The organism is Microcella alkaliphila, assembly GCF_004216855.1.
GTDB lineage: Bacteria > Actinomycetota > Actinomycetes > Actinomycetales > Microbacteriaceae > Microcella > Microcella alkaliphila.
On record NZ_SGXT01000016.1, the window covers coordinates 23,481 to 42,117 of the forward strand.

Consider the following 18,637-nt stretch of genomic DNA (forward strand, 5'->3'; position numbering starts at 1 on the left):
TGAAAGTGCGGGTGACAGTCATTGTGAACCGTGGTCCGGTTTCGACGCGCGATCCGGGTCGAATTGTTACGCCCCCCTAAGACCACCTCGCGCAGCGCGGCTACACGCCGCCGCCTCTACCGCCGCCCGAGGATCCCCGCCGCCGGAGCCGCCCGATGAACTCGTGCCCGAGTAGCTCGACGACAGGGTGGAGCTGACCGAGCCGACGCCGGCGGCGAAGGCGCCGACGGTAAACGGGCGCGCGCCGCGGAACCAGCTGGGCGACTCACCCTCGGCGTAGAACGAGCCGAGCTCTGCCGCCCACTCTTTCTCGTGGCCGAACAGCACCGCCCAGGGCAACAGCCGCTCGATCAGCTTCAGCCGCGCCCCGCGGTCGTTCGGGTCGATCGGTTCGCGCAGCGCACCCTGCGGCGACTGCAGCACGCGCGTGCGACCGGCTACGGCGAGGCGGATGTACTGGTCGAGACCGGTGAGGTGATCGTTCACCTCGGCGCCGGCTGCGCTGAGTGGCTGCCGCGACAGCAACCCGGCGGTGACGATCGCGTCGAGCGGAGCGGCCACGCCGACCAGCATCGCCGTGACGAGACCCCGCAGTGCGACGATGGGGCGCATGACCGCGACGCTATCGCCTGGCACGCTGCGCGACGAGAGGGCGATCGCGCGGTTGCAGGAGTTGGTGCGCATCCCGACGGTCTCGCGGCCGCCCGACGGGCCGGGGCCGCGCCGCGGCCCGGAACCGTTCGAGCGATTCATCGACGCCCTCCCGACGCTCTACCCGCTCGTGCACGAGCACCTGACCCGCGAGCGCATCGGCGACGCGGCACTGCTGTATCGCTGGCCGGGAACTGATCCCACCGGTGCGTCGACGCCCACGGTCCTGATGGCGCACTACGACGTGGTGCCCGCGACCGAGGAGGGCTGGGAACACCCGCCGTTCGCCGCCGTCATCACCGACTCCGGTCCCGACGGCGACGAGGCGGTGCTGTGGGGCCGCGGCACGATCGATGACAAGGGATGCGCCGCCGCCATTCTCGAATCCATCGAGCGACTACTCGCGGCCGGCTTCCGCCCCCGGCACGATGTTCTCGTCAGCCTCGGCGACGACGAGGAGGTTAACGGGCGCGGCGCGCGCGCCATCGTGAAGGTCCTCCGCGAGCGCGGAGTGCGGCCATCCCTGGTACTCGACGAGGGAGGGGCAATCGTGTCTGGCGCCTTTCCCGGTGTCGACGAGCCGTACGCGGTGGTCGGCGTGACCGAGAAGGGCATCACCACCCTGCGCCTCACCGTCGAGCAGCAGGGCGGGCACGCCGCGAGCCCGCCCCCGCTGGCGGCAACCGAGCGGCTCGCGCGCGCCATCCTGCGGTTGAACGCCCGACCCGCCCGCGCGCGGCTCGATGCGACGACCCGACTCATGATTCGTACGCTCGGCGAACGCGCGAAACCGGCCCTCCGCTTCGTGTTCCGACGGGTGGACCTGTTCGCGCCGCTGCTGCTGCGCGTGTTTCTGCGCACGAGCCCCGAGACCCGAGCGCTCGTGCGAACGACCCGCGCGGTCACCGAGCTGCGGGCCGGCCACGCCGCCAACGCGTTGGCCGAACGCGCCGAAGCCACGATCAATATGCGCATCGCGCCCGGAACGTCCGTCGCCGAGGCCGTCTCCGAGGTGGAAACCGCCATCGACGACGAACGCGTCACGGTCGAGGTGCTCGAACCGAGCGAACCCTCCCCCGTGTCGCCCGCCTCCGGGGAGGGCTGGGAGGCGATCGTGCAGGCGGTGCGCGACGTGCATCCCGGACTCATGGTCTCGCCCTACGTCATGATGCAGGCGAGCGACAGCCGCTGGTTCACCGCGATCAGCGATCACGTGTACCGATTCGCGCCGTTCCGGATGACGGCCGACGAGCGCGCGTGCCTCCACGCGAAGAACGAGCGCATTCGGGTGCCGGCGTTCCTGGAGGGCGTGCGTGTCTACGAGGCGTTGCTGCGCCAACGCTGACGCAAGATGCGCCCTACGAACTAAGCCAGTCGGCCCAGTGGTTCATGCCGCGCGGGTCATCGGTCACGATGACGTCGACACCCGCCTGACGCGCCTTTTGCCAGAGCGTCGGCGTATTCAGCGTGTAGACGATCACCGTCACGCCAGCCTGCTGAAGTTGCGACACCATGCGCGGCGACAGGTCGATCGAGCGCATACTCGTCACGACCACAGAGGCGTCGTAGGCCGCCACGAGGCCGAACGGCGACGCCGGAAGCACGCGCATCGTGAGGGCCCGTTGCAGGTGCGGAGCAGCCCGCTGCAAGGCGATCATGGTGCGCGCCTCGAAGCTCGAGACGACGGTGCGATCACCGATTCCCAGTTCGTCGATCACCGCGACGACCGGGGCGACGTCCTCTTCGTGCCACGTGCCCTTGAACTCGACGAGAGCCGTCGTCGGCACGTCGATGAAGGGTTCGAGCGCCTCCCGTGCCGTCGGCACCGGGGTGCCGTGCCAGGCAGGACCAAACCACGATCCCGCGTCCAGCTGTCGGATGCCGTCGAGCGTGAATTCGCTGATCGGTCCCGCTCCGTCGGTCGTGCGATCAACCATGTCGTCGTGCATCAGCACGGCGTGGCCGTCGCTCGTGAGCTGCAGATCGAACTCGACAATGTCGGCACCTCCGTTGATGCCCGCGACGATCGCGGGAACGGTGTTCTCGGGAGCCGCGACGGGGTCTCCGCGGTGGGCGGCGGTCAGCGGAGCCCCGTCATTCATTGCCTGTGCATACGCTGGGATGGCGGCGTACGCCGTCGCGGCCGTGTAGTCCACCGAGAACACACCCACGAGGGCGACGGTCACCGCGACCGTCGTCGACACGCGACGGAACGAGTAGCGGTGACCGCGACAAAAGCGGCGGGGCTGGGTCTCGGAATGCGTCACGAAACCTCCCAGTCCTCGGGTCACCGCGTCGATGCGGTGCCGACCAGCCTAGGGGGATCCGTTACCGTTCCGTGACCAAAGACGCCCGCGAGTGCGGCGATTCTCAGCCCCCTTTCGGGGGAAGAACGACCCGGCGACCGCCAGCAATCCGATGAGACCGGCACCGAGCATCCCGGCTGCCGCGCCCACCGCGGGGGGAAGCTCAGTCGCGGAGAGCGCTGCCGTATTCGACATGCGGATGCTCGCGGTCGCGTCGTCGACGACCCTCGCTTCGGGCGTCGGCCGCGGCTCCATTGCGGGCATGGCTGTGGCGGTGTCGGGCTCTGGTTCGGGCGCTGGCGCGGGCTCTGCGGGTGCGGGGGGAGGCGGCGGCGCGGGTGCGGGCACACTCGAGCCGTACTTCGCGAACACCTGCACGCCCCAAGTCGTACCGCCGGCCTGGATGAAAGCGATGCCGACATCGGTAAAGTCGCCCAGCATGTTCGCCCTGTGGCCGGGCGAGTTCCACCAGCCGTCGTGCATGGATGCACCCGTCGGGTAGCCCTGCGCGATGTTCTCCGCGGCGCGGCTCCAGCCGCCGGGTATCTGAGCGCTGTAGCTCGGGTTGTGGTACAGCCGCCCCTCGGCCGCCATCTGATTCGCCCAATTCAGCGCAACCTGGTCGAGCGCTCCGTTGCGGGCCAACGGGCCGAGCCCCGAGCCTCCCCTGGCCTGATTGAGCAGCGAGTGAATCGTGCCCGCTTCGCTGGCGTGGGCGGGCGTCGAGGCGCCGGGCGCGACGATCAGCGCCGCCGCGAGCATCAGCCCCGCGAGCGACGCCAGCACCCCCCGGTGCGGCCCCCACGGGCCCTATTCTGCGCGAATCTCCTGCCGAATGCGAGCATTCGCCTCGGCCTGACGGGCCATGCCCTCCGCCATGCCGGGGAAGATCACTCCGTGGAAGGGGATGATGATGCCCCAGTACAGGCGGCCGCCGAGCCCCGACGGGAAGAACACGGCGCGCTGATCGAGGTGCGAACCACCGCCCTCGCGGGGGCTGACGCGGAACTCGAGCCACGCGCGACCCGGCAGCTTCATCTCGGCACGCAGGCGCAGGAACGTGCCGCGGTCGAGCTGCTCGACCCGCCAGAAGTCGAGGGCGTCGCCCGGCTGGAGGCGCTCGGGGTCGAGCCGCCCGCGCCGCAGCCCCACTCCCCCGACGAGCTTGTCGAGCCAGCCGCGGGCCGCCCACGCGACCGGCAGTGAGTACCAGCCGTTGTCGCCACCGATGCCCTCCACGACGCGCCACAGCTCGTCCGGGGTCGCATCGCTGTCGGCCTCGCGGTGGTCGACGAACACGGTCGCCCCGCTCCACTCGGGGTCGCTCGGCAGAGGATCGGCGGGAGCCTCAGCGACGGCCGCGTTGCGCCAGCTCGTCTCGACCTCCCCTTCGCGCATCTTCGCGAGCGCGTAGCGCACGGCCTGCCGGTAGCCGGTCAGCCCGCCCTCGGGCGCGGCGATGTACTGCTCGATGTCGTGCTCGCTGCAGATCGCGTCGTACTGCAACGACGAGATGATCGGCACTGCGAGCGAGCGCGGAATCGGGGTGACGAGGTTCACCCACTGGCTGGCGAGATACGGGGTGAGAACGGGCAGGCTCGCAATCGGTCGCTGCTTGAGCCCCGCCTCCAGCGCGTAGCCGTTCATCATCTGCCCGTACCGCAAGACGTCCGGTCCGCCGATGTCGAAGGTGCGGTTCACGTCGGCGGGGAGGGTCGCCGCGCCGATCAGGTAGTGCAGCACGTCACGCACCGCGGTCGGAACGCCACTCGCGAGCAGAATCTCGCCCACCTCGGCGCGGCTGCGCAGGTGCCGCGACAGCGGCCCGTCGGGGTGCAACCCGCCGAGGTACACGATGCGGCGAACCCCCGCCTCCCCCGCCGCGCGGGCGACCGTGTCGGCGATGCGCCTCTCCAACGTCTCGAAGTCGCGCCCCGAGGTCATCGAATGCACAAGGTAATACAGCACCTCGACGCCGTCGAGGGCCGCCGCGACGTCGTGCGGGCTGCGCAGGTCGCCCGTCGCCACCTCCACATCGCCGCTCCAGGGCACATCACGCAGACGGTCGGCATCGCGCACGAACACCCGCACCGTGTGGCCTGCCGCGACGAGTCGCGGCACGAGCCGGCCGCCGATGTACCCGGTCGCGCCGGTGACGAGGGTGCGCATGCTGGGAACGCTAGCCCGACCTCCTGAACGCGCCCCGCGCATCCATTCGCCCAGCAGAAGTCGGCGAATACCGGGCGGGGATGCTCGTGGTCGGCATTGTCGATCACGATCGTCGCCACGCGGTGCGGCTGCGCCTCGCGCCGGTAGATCGCCTGCCCGTCGCGGCACGTCGACCACCGTCTGAACGGCGGTCGCGCTGGAACGGAACGGCACCACCGTCTGCTCGCGCAGGGCGTCATGGTCGAACGAGTCGCGGTAGTAGCCCTCTGCCGAGTCGCGGCCGCGGGCATATCGCTCGGCGCAGTGTGCCGCGAGCAACTCGTCGCTCAGCTCGTCGAGCAGGGCCGTGCGCGTCTCCGTCATGAGGGCGAGCCTAGGCTGAACGCGTGCAGTTGAGCCCGACGATCGCCGCCTGGTACCGCGAGAACGCCCGTGACCTGCCGTGGCGCCGCCCCGGGTTCAGCCCCTGGGGCACGCTCGTAAGCGAGATCATGCTGCAGCAGACCCCCGTCGCCCGGGTCATTCCCCGGCTGGAGCAGTGGCTCGCCCGGTGGCCGACGCCGGACGCGCTCGCGGCCGACTCCCCCGCCGAGGCGGTGCGGGCGTGGGACCGCCTCGGCTACCCCCGCCGCGCCCTCAACCTGCACGCCGCGGCGACGAGAATCGCCGAACAGCACGGTGGCGAGGTTCCGGCCGACGTCGACGCGCTGCTCGCTCTCCCCGGAATCGGCGACTACACGGCTCGCGCGATCGCCTGCTTCGCGTTCGGGATGCGCGTCCCCGTCGTCGACGTCAACACCCGTCGCATGATCGCGCGCGCCGTGCACGGCCAGGGCGCGGCGGGCCCCGCCCGCATCCGGGCCGACCTCGCCGCGATGGACGCGCTGCTGCCCGACGACCCGGCCGAGGCGCACGACGTCAACGCGGGCGCCATGGAGCTCGGGCAGACAGTCTGCACGGCTCGCGCTCCGCGCTGCGACGCGTGCCCGATCGCCGAGCTCTGCGCGTGGCGAGCGGCCGACTATCCCGCCTACGACGGGCCGGCGGCGCTGCGGCAGGCCCGGTTCGAGGGAAGCGACCGCCAGGTGCGCGGGCTCATCATGCGGGAGCTGCGCCACAGCGACGGTCCGGTGCCGGCCTGGGTCATTGAGGGGGTGTGGCCCGACCCTGGTCAGCGCGAGCGGGCCCTCAGGGGTCTCCTCGCTGATGGCCTCGCCACGGGCGATGTCGACCGGGGCTACTCGCTTCCCGACTCCGTGCGCGAGGAGCGGTGACCCTCGGGGTGGACCGAGAGGAACAGCCCGTGCCGGGTGCCGTCGTCGTCGGGTGACTCGTGGTACTCGTGAATGACCTCCACCAAACGGTTCTGCAGTTCTTCTAGCCGTTCGGGAGTGAGTTTGAAGCCCATCCGCACCATGAACTGCTCGTCAAGATCGAGGCCGTCGACTTCTTCCAGGAAGGTCCGGATGACAAGGGCACCCTGGCCGTCGATGCGGGTGGACCATGACAGGCCGGTTGCCCGATAGGGAATCTCCCGCGCTCCTCGCCGACCGGTGCGCGTCTCTTCCGCGACGAGGAATCCGTTGTCGACGAGCGTTCTCACGTGGTGAAGACTCGTGCCGACGTTCAGGCCGAACTCCTCCGCAATCTCGCGATTCGTGTGCGCGTCGTAGAGACAGAAGCGCAGGATGCGCAACCGCAGCGGCGATGCCAGCGCGCGCCCAGCCGACAGCTGGCGCGCATCCGCATCGTCGGAGTTCGCGCTCGCCGAGTGAGTGGTCGCCACCGCTCGACCATAGCGAAGCGTTTCGGAGATCGACCAACCGATTGACACTTATCAATCGGTTCAGCCAGGATGTCCCCGTGACCTCCCCACCCCCGCGCTCCCCGACCCTGTGGCGCCACCGCAACTTCATGCGCCTGTGGAGCGGCGAAGCGGGAGCTCAATTCGGGGCAGAATTCGGCGGCATCGCCATTCCCGTCCTCGCGGTCGCGATCCTGGGCGCCAACGAGTGGGAAGTCGGGCTTCTCGGCGCCGCAGGCACCCTCGCGTTCCTCGTCGTCGGACTCCCGGCCGGGGCGTGGGTGGACCGCAGCCTCAAGCGACGAGTGATGATGCGGGCAAACATCACGCGAGCCCTCGCCTTCGGGGCGATCCCGATCCTCTGGGCCGCCGGCGCCCTGCAGATGTGGCACCTGATCGTGCTCGCCGCAGTCATCGGATTCGCGCAGGTGTTCTTCGACGTCGCCTACCAGAGCTACATCCCCGTGCTGGTTCCTCGCGACAAGATCTCCGACGCGAACGGAAAGCTCGAATCGACCGCCCAACTCGCGGGAGTGGCCGGCCCGGGGCTCGGCGGCCTCCTCCTCGCCGTTGTGCAGGCCCCGATTCTGCTGGCGGCGACGGCGATCACGTACCTCGGTTCCTTCGTGGCGATCGCGAGCATCCGCGATGAGGAACTGCCCGCGCCGCGAGATCAGCGACGACCGCTGTGGACGGAGATCGTCGAGGGTCTCGCCTTCGTCTGGAACCAGCGCCTCCTGCGGTCGATTGCGGCCTGCACGGCGCTCACCAACTTCTTCGCCAGCCTGCTGTTCACGATGCTGCCCCTGCTCGTCCTCCGTGACCTCGAGATCAGTCCGGCGCTGTACGGCATCGCGCTGTCCGTGGGCGCGGTCGGGGGTCTCATCGGGGCAGTGCTCGCCGCACCCGCCTCGGAACGCATCGGTGAAGGAACCGTGATCCCGCTCTCCGCACTCCTGGGCGTGGGTGGGATGGCCCTGTTCGCGCTCATGCCGGTCTTCCCCTCCATCGCCATCGCGCTCCTCATGGTCGGGAACGCGGTGACGAGCGTGAGCGTGCTCGTTTACAACATCGCCCAGGTGAGCTTCCGGCAGCGCATCTGCCCCGTGCCTCTCCTCGGTCGCATGAATGCGTCCATTCGCTTCGTGGTGTGGGGCGTCATGCCCATCGCGGGCGTCCTGTCTGGGGTTATCGCGACCACCATCGGAATTCCGGCCCTGTTGTGGCTCGCTACCGCCGGGGTTCTCCTCGCCGCAGGATTCGTCGTCGCCTCTCCCCTCCTCGGGATGCGGCGCCTTCCCACCGAACTGAACGCTCACTAGACGGCGAACGCTGCACCCGCCCGGGCGTTCCGTCCTCGCTTCTCAGCAATGTGCGGCACGATAGGAGGAGTCGACGAACGCGATCCCGTCACAAAGGAGTCACTCGATGAGCATGGATGCAGAGCACACCGGCGCAGAACCCCGCCCCGGCCTGATCGAAAAGGCGGGCGTCGCCCTGTTCGGCGTGATCGCGGGACTGTCGATCCTCGCCGGCGTGATCCTGATTGCCGTGTCCATCTTCAACACGGGGTCGATCGACCTGGGCGGCCACTCCTAGGCCGCGTCCCCTACTCGTCGTCGGCCTCGCGGGGCTTGACGTACGGGTCTTCGTCACCTGCGTACTGGGCGCTTCTCGCCTCCGCCTCGGTCTGGGCATCCCGTTCGCGCGCCTCGCGGAGCAGGTTCTCGATCGCCGCCGCGTTCTCGGGCACGCCGTCGGCGATGAACTCGATGGTGGGAGTCAGGCGCGTATTGAGGTTCTTGCCGACCTCGGTGCGCAACATGCCGGTGGCCGCCTTCAGTGCCGCAGCCGAGTCGGCGCGCTCCTCGTCGGTGCCGTACACCGTGTAGAAGATGCTGGCGTGCTGCAGGTCACCGGTGACGCGCACCTCCGTGATCGTGACAAAGCCGAGTCGCGGGTCACGAAGGCCTCTCTCGAGGCGCGTGGCAATGACCTCATGGATGCGGTCGGCGACCTTGCGGGCGCGAGGGTTCTCACTCATGGTGACCCACCTTCTTCGTCGTGTGGTGCGTGTGGTTCTGTTCTGTGCCGAACGGGCCCCGCCCGCCGTGCGGATGCACGGGGCCGGGGCCCGACAGACACGCTCGCGACGCTTAGGCGCGCGGCTTTTCCTTCATCTCGATCGTCTCGATCTCGTCGCCGACCTGGATGTCGTTGAACTTGCCCAAGCCGATACCAGCTTCGAAGTCGGTCTTAACCTCGGTGACATCGTCCTTGAAACGACGCAGCGACTCGATCGCGAGGTTGTCGCCGACGACGACGCCCTCACGGATCACGCGCGCCTTGGCGTTGCGCGTGATCGTGCCGCTGCGCACGATGACACCGGCGATGTTGCCGAACTTCGACGAGCGGAAAATCTCGCGAATCTCGGCCACGCCCGACTGCACCTCTTCGAACTCGGGCTTCAGCATGCCCTTCAGCGAGTTCTCGATCTCCTCGAGCGCCGAGTAGATGACCGAGTAGAAGCGGATGTCGACACCCTCACGCTGGGCACGCTCGCGCGCCTTCGTGTCGGGGCGCACGTTGAAGCCCACGATGATCGCGTTGTCGATCGTCGCGAGGTTCACGTCGCTCTCGGTCACCGCACCAACACCGCGGTGGATGATGCGCAGCTGCACGCTCTCGTCGACCTCGATCTTGAGAAGCGCCTCTTCCAGGGCCTCAACAGCACCCGAGACGTCTCCCTTGAGGATGAGGTTGAGCGACTCGACCTTGCCGTCTTCCAGCGCCTTCGTGAAGTCTTCGAGGCTGATGCGCTTGCGGGCCTTGGCCAGCATGGCGTTGCGCTCGGCGGCTTCTCGCTTCTCGGCGATCTGGCGGGCGGTGCGGTCATCGTCGGTGACGATGAACGTGTCACCCGCGCGCGGCACGGTCGACAAACCCTGAACGGCCACCGGACGCGACGGGTAGGCCTCGTCGACCTTCTCGCCGTTCTCGTCCGTCATGGCGCGCACGCGGCCGTAGGCGGTGCCCGCGACGATGGCATCGCCGACGCGCAGGGTTCCGGCCTGAATCAGCACGGTCGCCACCGCACCGCGGCCCTTGTCGAGCTTCGCCTCGATCGCGGTTCCGCGCGCCAGTCTGTTCGGGTTCGCGCGCAGGTCGAGGCCAGCGTCGGCCGTCAGCAGAACGGCGTCGAGCAGCTCGGTGATGCCCTTCTTCTGCAGCGCAGAGACGTCGATGAACATGACGTCTCCGCCGTACTCTTCGGCGACGAGGCCGTACTCGGTGAGCTGCTGACGCACCTTAGCGGGGTTGGCCCCCTCCTTGTCGACCTTGTTGACCGCGACCACGATCGGCACGTTGGCCGCCTGGGCGTGGTTCAGCGCCTCCACCGTCTGCGGCATGATGCCATCGTCGGCGGCGACCACGAGGATCGCGACGTCAGTCACCTGCGCACCGCGGGCACGCATGGCGGTGAACGCCTCGTGACCGGGGGTGTCAATGAAGGTGATCGCGCGCTCGATGTCCTCGTGCTCGGTCCACACCTGGTAGGCACCGATGTGCTGGGTAATGCCGCCGGCCTCGCCCGCGACGACGTTCGCCTCGCGGATCGCGTCGAGCAGCTTCGTCTTACCGTGGTCGACGTGGCCCATGACGGTGACCACCGGAGGACGGATGACGAGGTCTTCCTCGTCGTCCACCTCGTCGAGGTCGATGTCGAACGCCTCGAGCAGTTCCTTGTCTTCGTCCTCCGGCGAGACGATCTCGATCTTCCAGCCGAGCTCCTCGCCGAGGACCTCGAAGGTGGCGCCGTCAAGCGACTCGGTGGCGGTCGCCATCTCACCGAGGTGGAACAGCACCGTCACGAGGTTTCCGGGCGGGCAGTTCATGCCCGTGGCGGTCTCCAACTTGTCGGCGAAGTCCGTAATGGATGCGCCCTGACGCAGGCGAATAACGGTCTTGCCGTCGCCGCGGGGAACGCTGACGCCGCCTACCGACGGCGCCTCCCGCATTTCAAACTCTTGCCGCTTCGTCCGCTTCGACTTGCGGGCGCGGCTCTTGCCGCCGCCACGACCAAACGCACCAGCGGTGCCGCCACCGGGGCCGCGGCCACGGCCACCGCCGCGGAAACCGCCGCCACCGCCACCGGGGCCACCCGGGCCGCCGGGACCACCAGGACGGAAGCCAGGGGTACCGGGCGCCGGCCGCGCGCCGCCACCCTGGCGGGTCTGGAACGGCGCGTTGCCGCGTCCGGGCGCTCCCTGACGGGGCGCACCGGGTCGAGGGGCTCCGGGGCGGGGCGCGCCGGGACGCGGCGGACGCGGGATCGCGCCACCCGCGCCGCCCGGGCGGGGCATGCCCTGCGAGGACGAGAACGGGTTGTTGCCGGGTCGGGGCGTGCCGGGGCGCGCCATGCCCTGCTGGGAGGCAAAGGGATTGTTGCCGGGACGCGGACCACCCGTCGCGGCAGGCTTCGACGGCGCGGGCTTCTCCGCGTCGCCTGCGGGCGCTGCGGGTGCTTCCGGAGCCGCGGGCGCGGCTGGAGCAGCCTCGGCGGCGGCGGGCGCGGCCGGAGCCTCCGGCTCAGCCGCGGGCGCGGCGGGAGCCGGCGCGGGCTTCGGTGCAGCCTTCGGGGCCGGCTTCTTCGCCGCCGGCTTCTCGTCGGCGACGGGCTTGGCCCCGTCAGCCTCGAGGGCAGCGCGAAGCTTTCGCGCGACGGGCGGTTCGATTGTCGACGATGGACCCTTGACGAATTCGCCAAGCTCCTTCAGCTTCTCCAGCGCGTCCTTACTCGATACTCCGAACTCGCTGGCGATTTCGTGTACGCGTGGTTTTCCAGCCACTTCTCTCCTGTCTGGGCCTGCACCCGGACAGGGGCAGACCACTAATGGTGGACGGGTCTCATTTCGAGCCGCTCATCAGTTGTCCATGTGCCGATCAGCCTGTTCTCTCGAGGATCCGGTGGATCCGTACAGTGCCAAAAGCCCTCCTGCGTCGAGCGGGCCGGCGGTCCGAAACGCGCGAGCCCATGCTCGACGTGACGTCGCCGTCTCGATGCAGTCGCGGGTGGCGTGCACCCACGCGCCCCGGCCAGGATGACTGGCCAACGCGTCCGCGACGACTGTTCCGTCACGCACGACGCACCGAATAAGTTCGGAACGAGGAACGCGAGCGCGACAGCCGACGCAGGTTCTGACGGGTTCCATCCTAGCGGGTGCTAGTCATCCATCACGGAATCGGGCTGAATGTCGATTTTTGCGCCAGTCAACTTGGCGGCGAGGCGGGCGTTTTGGCCCTCCTTACCGATCGCGAGCGACAGTTGGTAGTCGGGCACGAGGGCGCGAACCGCCTTCGTGTCCGGGTTGATGACGAACGCGTCCGTCACCTTCGCGGGCGACAGTGCGTTCTTCACGAACGTCGCGAGGTCATCCGAGTAGTCGACGATGTCGATCTTCTCGGTGCCGAGTTCGGCGGTCACACCCCGCACGCGCTGCCCCAACTCTCCGATGCAGGCGCCCTTCGCGTTGACGCCCGGCTCCGTCGCCCTGACGGCGATCTTGGTGCGGTGGCCCGCCTCGCGCGCGAGCGAAACAATCTCCACGACACCGGAAGCGATCTCGGGCACGTGCAGCGCGAACAGGCGGCGAACGAGAGACGGGTGCGTGCGGCTCACCGTGATCGACGGACCCTTCAAGCCCTTTGACACGCTCGTGACATACACGCGGATGCGGCTGCCGTGTGGGTACTCCTCACCGGGAACCTGCTCTTCGGGCGGAAGGATGGCCTCGACCGTGCCGAGGTCGATGTGCACCATGCGCGGGTTCGGACCCTGCTGGATGACACCGGCGACGATGTCACCCTCGCGGCCCTTGAACTCGCCGAGCACGCGGTCATCGCCGATGTCGCGCAGTCGCTGATTGATGACCTGCTTGGCGGCGAACGCGGCAATGCGGCCAAAGTCGTCGGGGCTGTCGGGCGCCTCTCCGATGAGGTTGCCATCGTCGTCGAACTCGGGAACGTAGACCGTGATGTGGCCGCTCTTGCGGTCGAGCTCGACGCGAGGCTGCGGGGCGTCGGAGCCGCGCTGGTCGGCCTGATCGGTGTGCTTGAGATAGGCGGTGAGAATGGCCTGCTCGATGATCTGCACCAGCTCGTCGAACGGGATCTCGCGCTCGCGCTCCATCATCCTCAGTACTGCCAGGTCGATGTCCACGTGGGTGCCTCCGCTATTCGATTGGGCCACGCGCCGCTCACAGGAGAGGGCGCGGGTCGGACCTCCACGGTACCCGACTCCGCGCCCCCTCCTCACCCCCGGCAGAGGCCGAGCGGAACGCCTAGGCGCGCCAGACCTGCACGACCGACGGCCGCGGCGCCCGAGCTGTGCCGGCGCCGCTCGCACCGTAGTCGGGGAACAGCGAGTTCGGAGCCGCGAACGAGCCGTCCTCGCCGGGGTGCTGCACGGCGACGAGCACCATGCCGTCCTCGACGCGGATGATCGGCCCGCACGTCTCGGCGTCGCGCGGCACCGACAGGAACTGCTGCACGCGCCCGCGGTCCGGCCCCTCGAGCGGCACCTTGAACAGCCCGTCGTTCTTGCGGATCGTGCTCGGCGCCCCGTCGGTCGAGATCCAGAGATTGCCCTCCGCGTCGAACGCGACGTTGTCGGGGCACGAGATCGGCGAGACCATCGCGGGCGGGAACCCGGCGAAGTACGTCAGCGCCGCCCCGCTCGGGTCGCCGCACAGCAGCAGGATGCTCCAGGCGAACCGCGTGCCGCCCTGCCCCTCCGACTCCACGAGCTCGATGACGTGGCCATCCCTGTTCGACAGGCGCGGGTTGGCCTCGTCGACCGGCGCATCGATGCCGCGGCGCGAGTTGTTGGTGCACGCGATGTAGACGCGCCCGGTCGTCGGGTGCGGCTCGACGTCCTCGCAGCGGTCCATCTTGGTCGCGCCGACGAGGTCGGCGGCGAGGCGCGTGTGCACGAGCACCTGTTCGACGCTCATGCCCGGCACCGCGCTCTCGCCCTTGCGGGTGAGGGCGATCCACTCCCCTGTGCCGTCGAACCGGCCGTCCTGCGGCAGACGGCCCGAGCCGTCGATCTCGCTCGCCGGCGAGTCGCCGGTGAACCGCGCGACGAACAGGTCGCCCTCGCTGAGCAGCTTCAGGTTCTGCTTGCGCGCGCCGGGGCCGCTGCCCGTGTTCACCCGGTGCTTCGAGACGAACTTGTACAGATAGTCGCCGCGCTCATCGTCGCCCATGTAGGCCACGACACGGCCGTCCTCGGCGATCGAGACGTTCGCGCCCTCGTGCTTGAAGCGCCCCAGGGCGGTGTGCTTGACGGGCGTGGATGCGGGGTCGAGAGGGTCGACCTCGACGATGTAGCCGAAGCGGTGCTCCTCGTTTTCGTAGCCCGGCTCGGCGCCGTTGAAGCGCTTGTCCCAGGTCTCCCACCCGGTGCTCGTCGGGCGCTGCCGGAAGCCGTAGCGAGCGCGCGAGGGGGTCGTGGCGGGCGACGAGAAGTAGCCGTTGAAGTTCTCCTCGCCCGAGAGCACCGTGCCCCACGGCGTCGTGCCGCCGGCGCAGTTGCCGAGCGTGCCGAGCACCGTGCGCCCCTCCGGGTCTGCCGCGGTGCGGACGAGCTCCGAGCCCGCCGCGGGGCCGGTGAGCGCGAAGGGCGAGTCGACCGTGAAGCGGCGATTGCGGCGCCCGCCAGGAACCGTGCGCCACGGAGCCCCGGGCGCATCCCGCACGACCTCGACGACGCTCATGCCCTGCGCTGCCTTGTAGATCTCGCTGCGACGCCGCAGCTCGGCCGGGTCGCTCGACGGCGCGAACATGATGTCGGGGTTGACGTACTCGTGGTTGGCGACGAGCACGCCCGTGAGGCCGCCGGCGTCGACGATGATGTCGATGTAGTCGTTGTTGTAGCCGAACTGCGCGGCCTGGGCGGCGGGCGACTGGGCGACGATGTCGAAGACGGGGGCTCCGGCGAGCACGGGGTCGCCCCAGCGGATGAGCGGTGCCCAGGTGTAGCCCTCGGGCACGACGAACGAGTCGACGCTCGCGTCGACGGGGGCGATCGGCGTGAACGGCAGGCCCGTCGCGGCGGGCGCGGCGACGGCGGCCGTGGGCCGCTCGAGCGAGGTCGTCGCGATGACGACGGCGCCCGCGGCGGCTCCGCCGAGCAGCGCGCGCCGACTGAAGGCGGTCTGCGCGATCGAGCGGAACGTCGCGTTGCTCGAGGTGTTGCACTCGGGCCCGAGGCACGCGTCGGCGCACTTCAGTCGGCACGTGACGGGCGAACGCTTGCCGCGCGCGTGGTCGATGATCGGCAGATGGGTGCGCTGGTCGGTATCGGCGCTGATGGTCATGGTCGAGCCCCCTCGGTCAGATGACGGATGCTCCGCCACCGTCGCTCAGGGGCGCGACCGCCGCGTGACCGGCGTGCGACCGGAGGGTGTTCGCCCCGTGAACGGAGCGTGAACCCCGTCAGTCTGCCTGGGCCAGAGCCGCCGGCACCTCGCCCAGGGCGACATCACGACGCTCGCCCGAGCGGCGATCCCAGAACTCGACCGTGCCTTCGGCGGCGCCGCGGCCGACGATGATGATGAGCGGCACACCGATCAGCTCGGCGTCGCCGAACTTGACCCCCGGCGACACCTTCGGCCGGTCATCGTACAGCGCGTCGAAGCCGGCCTCGTGCAGCTCGCTGACGAGCGCGTCGGCGATCTCGTACACGGCAGCATCTTTGCCCGTAGCGACGACGTGCACGTCGAACGGAGCCACGGCGCGGGGCCAGATGAGGCCGCGCTCGTCGTGATTGCCCTCCGCGATCGCCGCGAGGATGCGTGTCACGCCGATGCCGTAGGAACCCATCGTGACGGTCACGAGCTTGCCGTTCTCGTCGAGCACCTTCAGGTCGAGTGATTCGGCGTACTTGCGGCCGAGCTGGAAGACGTGGCCGATCTCCATGCCGCGGGCGAGTTCGACGGGGCCGGAGCCGTCGGGCGCGGGATCGCCCGCGCGTACCTCGGCGATGTCAGCGATCCCGTCGGCCGCGAAGTCGCGGCCAGCAACCAGGTGGAATACGTGCTTCTCGTGCTCGTTCGCGCCGGTCACCCAAGCGGTGCCGTCGACCACCCGGGGGTCGACGAGATAGCGGATTCCCGTGGTTGAGCCCTCCTCGCCGAGCACCGGCCCAGCGGCACTCCACGGGCCGATGTAGCCCTTGACGAGGCCGGGGTGCTTCGCGAAGTCCTCGTCGATGGCGGCGGTGACCTCGGCGGGCGCGAACGCCACCTCGGCGCGCTTCATGTCGACCTCGCGGTCGCCGGGAACCCCCACGATGACGAGTTCGCTGGAGCCATCGAGATGTGTCAGCCGCAGCACGACGTTCTTCAGCGTGTCGGCCGCCTCCCACGGGCGGTCCTCGCGCGGGTGTCGGTCGTTCGCCAGCGCCACGAGCGTGGCGATGGTCGGCGTGTCGGGCGAGTCGAACACGACCGCCTCGGGCTGCCCGTCGATAGGCAGTGCCGCGGGCGCGGTCGTGCGATACGCCTCGACGTTGGCGGCGTACCCGCCGGCTGAGCGCACGAACGTGTCTTCGCCAACCGCTGTCGGGTGCAGGAACTCTTCGCTGCGCGAACCTCCCATGGCCCCGGCGTCGGCCTGCACGATCACATACTCGAGCCCCAGGCGCGTGAAGATACGCTCATAAGCGTCGCGCTGGGCCTGGTACGAGGCGTCGAGCCCGTCGTCGGTGTAGTCGAATGAGTAGGCGTCCTTCATCGAGAACTCGCGGCCGCGCAGAAGACCGGCGCGGGGCCGTGCCTCGTCACGGTACTTGTCCTGGATCTGGTAAATCGACAGGGGCAGGTCCTTGTACGACGAGTAGAGGTCCTTCACGAGCATCGTGAAGACCTCCTCGTGGGTGGGGGCCAGCAGGTAGTCGGCGCCCTTGCGGTCCTTCAGGCGGAAGATTCCGTCGCCGTACTCCGTCCAGCGCCCGGTGGCCTCGTAGGGCTCGCGCGGCAGCAGCGCGGGAAAGTGGACCTGCTGGGCTCCCGCGGCCGCCATTTCGTCATGGATGATCGCCTCGATACGGCGACGCACGCGCAGTCCGAGAGGCAGCCAGGCAAAGATGCCCGGCGCCTGACGACGGATGTAGCCGGCGCGGACGAGCAGGCGGTGGCTCGCCACCTCGGCGTCGGCGGGGTCGTCACGCAGCGTGCGAACGAAGAGCTGGCTCATGCGAGTGGTCACGATCATCCAGCGTAGCGTCGGCCGCCGCGCCGGTCCGACGGCCGATGCTGGAATTCGAGTGCGATTCGCGTGACAATAAGCGGAGGGCCTGCGAGCGACGGCAAGGGGGGCTTGTGTCGCTCGCAGGCCCGCCTCTGAAACTATCGCGGCGCACGAACGGCGGTTCAGTCCCCCATCGGGGGGTGAGCCACGGCTCGCGCCGGAAGGCAACCCCGTGCTACGCGGTGACGACCTCGGGGCTGCCGGTCGGCGCGTCAGGCATTTCTGCGGCAATGCGGTTCGCCTCGTCGATCAGTGTCTGCACGATCTCGGACTCGGGGACGGTCTTGATGACCTCGCCCTTCACGAAGATCTGTCCCTTGCCGTTGCCGGAGGCGACGCCGAGGTCGGCCTCGCGAGCCTCGCCCGGTCCGTTCACGACGCAGCCCATGACGGCGACCCGCAGCGGCACGGTCATGCCCTCGAGCCCCTTAGTCACGTCTTCGGCGAGCGTGTAGACGTCGACCTGTGCGCGGCCGCACGACGGGCACGAGACGATCTCGAGCTTACGCTCGCGCAGATTCAGGCTCTCGAGGATCTTGAGGCCGACCTTGATCTCCTCGGCGGGCGGAGCCGACAGGGAGACGCGGATCGTGTCGCCGATCCCTTCGCCGAGCAGAATGCCGAACGCCGTGGCGCTCTTGATCGTGCCCTGGAAGGCGGGGCCGGCTTCCGTGACGCCGAGGTGCAAGGGCCAATCGCCGCGCTCGGCGAGCTGGCGATACGCCTTCACCATGACGATCGGGTCGTTGTGCTTGACCGAGATCTTGAAGTCGTGGAAGTCGTGCTCCTCGAACAGGCTCGCCTCCCACACGGCGCTCTCGACGAGCGCCTCGGCGGTGGGCTTGCCGTACTTCTGCAGCAGGCGCGGGTCGAGCGAGCCGGCGTTCACACCGATGCGCAGGCTGACGCCAGCGTCTTTGGCGGCCTTCGCGATCTCGCCGACCTTATCGTCGAACTTCTTAATGTTGCCGGGGTTGACCCGCACGGCGGCGCACCCGGCGTCGATCGCCTGGAAGACGTACTTCGGCTGGAAGTGAATGTCGGCGATGACCGGAATCTGGCTCTTCTTCGCGATGATGTGCAGCACATCGGCGTCATCCTGGCTCGGCACGGCGACACGCACGATGTCGCAGCCCGTGGCGGTGAGCTCAGCGATCTGCTGCAGGGTGCCGTTGATGTCGGTCGTCGGCGTCGTCGTCATCGACTGCACGCTGACCGGGTGGTCGCTACCGACCATCACCTTGCCGACCTTGATCTGGCGGGTCTTGCGGCGCGGGGCAAGAACCTCGGGAACCTTGGGCATTCCGAGATTGACGGCGGGCACGAGAACTCGACTTTCGGGTTCAGGGAGGCGGCGAAGAGGGCCGCGGGAGGACGGTGCTCAGACTAGAGC

At 69.1% G+C, this 18,637-nt stretch carries 16 protein-coding genes; 4 read left to right on the plus strand and 12 right to left on the minus strand.

All coding sequences use genetic code 11. The features are described from left to right. Nucleotides 1–66: 66 nt before the first annotated feature. Nucleotides 67–612 (minus strand): hypothetical protein, encoded by a 546-nt coding sequence (locus tag EV140_RS08840; protein ID WP_130283125.1) that lies wholly within the window; start codon nucleotides 610–612, stop codon nucleotides 67–69. On the opposite strand from EV140_RS08840, the gene EV140_RS08845 reads away from it, so the two are divergent. After that, nucleotides 611–1,996 (plus strand): M20/M25/M40 family metallo-hydrolase, encoded by a 1,386-nt coding sequence (locus EV140_RS08845; protein ID WP_130283127.1) that lies wholly within the window; start codon nucleotides 611–613, stop codon nucleotides 1,994–1,996. The genes EV140_RS08840 and EV140_RS08845 overlap by 2 nt on opposite strands. 13 nt (nucleotides 1,997–2,009) lie before the next feature. On the opposite strand, the gene EV140_RS08850 is transcribed toward EV140_RS08845, so the two are convergent. From EV140_RS08850 to EV140_RS08860, 3 genes are read right to left on the minus strand one after another with little or no spacing between them, the layout of a single operon-like run. After that, complete coding sequence (locus tag EV140_RS08850; RefSeq protein WP_130283129.1) at nucleotides 2,010–2,918, minus strand: glycerophosphodiester phosphodiesterase; 909 nt, start codon at nucleotides 2,916–2,918, stop codon at nucleotides 2,010–2,012. Nucleotides 2,919–2,966: 48 nt separating this feature from the next. Beyond that, nucleotides 2,967–3,743 carry a CAP domain-containing protein gene (locus EV140_RS08855; protein ID WP_130283131.1) on the minus strand — a complete coding sequence of 259 codons (777 nt, stop codon included), beginning with the start codon at nucleotides 3,741–3,743 and terminating at the stop codon, nucleotides 2,967–2,969. Between the two features lie 24 nt (nucleotides 3,744–3,767). Next, complete coding sequence (locus tag EV140_RS08860) at nucleotides 3,768–5,168, minus strand: SDR family oxidoreductase (protein WP_198674417.1); 1,401 nt, start codon at nucleotides 5,166–5,168, stop codon at nucleotides 3,768–3,770. Nucleotides 5,169–5,512: 344 nt separating this feature from the next. Here EV140_RS08860 and EV140_RS08865 point away from each other — a divergent pair, with 344 nt between their 5' ends. Next, nucleotides 5,513–6,400, plus strand: coding sequence for an HhH-GPD family protein (locus tag EV140_RS08865; RefSeq protein ID WP_241971393.1), 888 nt, complete (start codon nucleotides 5,513–5,515; stop codon nucleotides 6,398–6,400). Here the strand turns inward: EV140_RS08865 and EV140_RS08870 are convergent. Continuing rightward, nucleotides 6,364–6,912, minus strand: a complete 549-nt coding sequence (locus EV140_RS08870) for an ArsR/SmtB family transcription factor (RefSeq protein ID WP_130283133.1) — start codon at nucleotides 6,910–6,912, stop codon at nucleotides 6,364–6,366. The genes EV140_RS08865 and EV140_RS08870 overlap by 37 nt on opposite strands. A gap of 77 nt (nucleotides 6,913–6,989) precedes the next feature. On the opposite strand from EV140_RS08870, the gene EV140_RS08875 reads away from it, so the two are divergent. Beyond that, nucleotides 6,990–8,252, plus strand: coding sequence for an MFS transporter (locus EV140_RS08875; RefSeq protein WP_241971394.1), 1,263 nt, complete (start codon nucleotides 6,990–6,992; stop codon nucleotides 8,250–8,252). Between the two features lie 106 nt (nucleotides 8,253–8,358). Further along, nucleotides 8,359–8,529 (plus strand): hypothetical protein, encoded by a 171-nt coding sequence (locus EV140_RS13260; protein WP_157985634.1) that lies wholly within the window; start codon nucleotides 8,359–8,361, stop codon nucleotides 8,527–8,529. 10 nt (nucleotides 8,530–8,539) lie between these two features. Here EV140_RS13260 and rbfA read toward each other — a convergent pair whose 3' ends face one another. The 7 genes from rbfA to ispG form a co-directional block, all read right to left on the minus strand. Continuing rightward, complete coding sequence (rbfA, locus tag EV140_RS08880; RefSeq protein WP_096421984.1) at nucleotides 8,540–8,974, minus strand: 30S ribosome-binding factor RbfA; 435 nt, start codon at nucleotides 8,972–8,974, stop codon at nucleotides 8,540–8,542. A 112-nt stretch (nucleotides 8,975–9,086) separates the two neighbouring features. Continuing rightward, a complete protein-coding gene (gene infB, locus EV140_RS08885) occupies nucleotides 9,087–11,780 on the minus strand; it encodes a translation initiation factor IF-2 (RefSeq protein WP_130283135.1) in 2,694 nt (897 codons plus the stop codon). 75 nt (nucleotides 11,781–11,855) lie between these two features. After that, nucleotides 11,856–12,143 carry a YlxR family protein gene (locus EV140_RS08890; protein ID WP_130283137.1) on the minus strand — a complete coding sequence of 96 codons (288 nt, stop codon included), beginning with the start codon at nucleotides 12,141–12,143 and terminating at the stop codon, nucleotides 11,856–11,858. A gap of 11 nt (nucleotides 12,144–12,154) precedes the next feature. Continuing rightward, nucleotides 12,155–13,150, minus strand: a complete 996-nt coding sequence (gene nusA, locus EV140_RS08895; RefSeq protein ID WP_130283139.1) for a transcription termination factor NusA — start codon at nucleotides 13,148–13,150, stop codon at nucleotides 12,155–12,157. A gap of 121 nt (nucleotides 13,151–13,271) precedes the next feature. Next, complete coding sequence (locus tag EV140_RS08900) at nucleotides 13,272–15,311, minus strand: PhoX family protein (protein ID WP_130283141.1); 2,040 nt, start codon at nucleotides 15,309–15,311, stop codon at nucleotides 13,272–13,274. Between the two features lie 118 nt (nucleotides 15,312–15,429). Continuing rightward, nucleotides 15,430–17,202 carry a proline--tRNA ligase gene (locus EV140_RS08905; protein WP_198674419.1) on the minus strand — a complete coding sequence of 591 codons (1,773 nt, stop codon included), beginning with the start codon at nucleotides 17,200–17,202 and terminating at the stop codon, nucleotides 15,430–15,432. 217 nt (nucleotides 17,203–17,419) lie between these two features. Then, the gene (gene ispG, locus EV140_RS08910; RefSeq protein WP_173826876.1) at nucleotides 17,420–18,568 is read right to left on the minus strand and encodes a flavodoxin-dependent (E)-4-hydroxy-3-methylbut-2-enyl-diphosphate synthase; all 1,149 of its coding nucleotides are present in this window, start codon (nucleotides 18,566–18,568) and stop codon (nucleotides 17,420–17,422) included. Between the last annotated feature and the right edge of the window lie 69 nt (nucleotides 18,569–18,637).

What these genes read in the sequence shown, in the direction of transcription:
- EV140_RS08845 (WP_130283127.1), top strand. Translation starts at nt 611, where the DNA reads ATGACCGCGACGCTATCGCCTGGCACGCTGCGCGACGAGAGGGCGATC.
- EV140_RS08840 (WP_130283125.1), bottom strand. Translation starts at nt 612, where the DNA reads ATGCGCCCCATCGTCGCACTGCGGGGTCTCGTCACGGCGATGCTGGTC.
- EV140_RS08860 (WP_198674417.1), bottom strand. Translation starts at nt 5,168, where the DNA reads ATGCGCGGGGCGCGTTCAGGAGGTCGGGCTAGCGTTCCCAGCATGCGC.
- EV140_RS13260 (WP_157985634.1), top strand. Translation starts at nt 8,359, where the DNA reads ATGAGCATGGATGCAGAGCACACCGGCGCAGAACCCCGCCCCGGCCTG.
- rbfA (WP_096421984.1), bottom strand. Translation starts at nt 8,974, where the DNA reads ATGAGTGAGAACCCTCGCGCCCGCAAGGTCGCCGACCGCATCCATGAG.
- EV140_RS08890 (WP_130283137.1), bottom strand. Translation starts at nt 12,143, where the DNA reads ATGGAACCCGTCAGAACCTGCGTCGGCTGTCGCGCTCGCGTTCCTCGT.
- EV140_RS08900 (WP_130283141.1), bottom strand. Translation starts at nt 15,311, where the DNA reads ATGACCATCAGCGCCGATACCGACCAGCGCACCCATCTGCCGATCATC.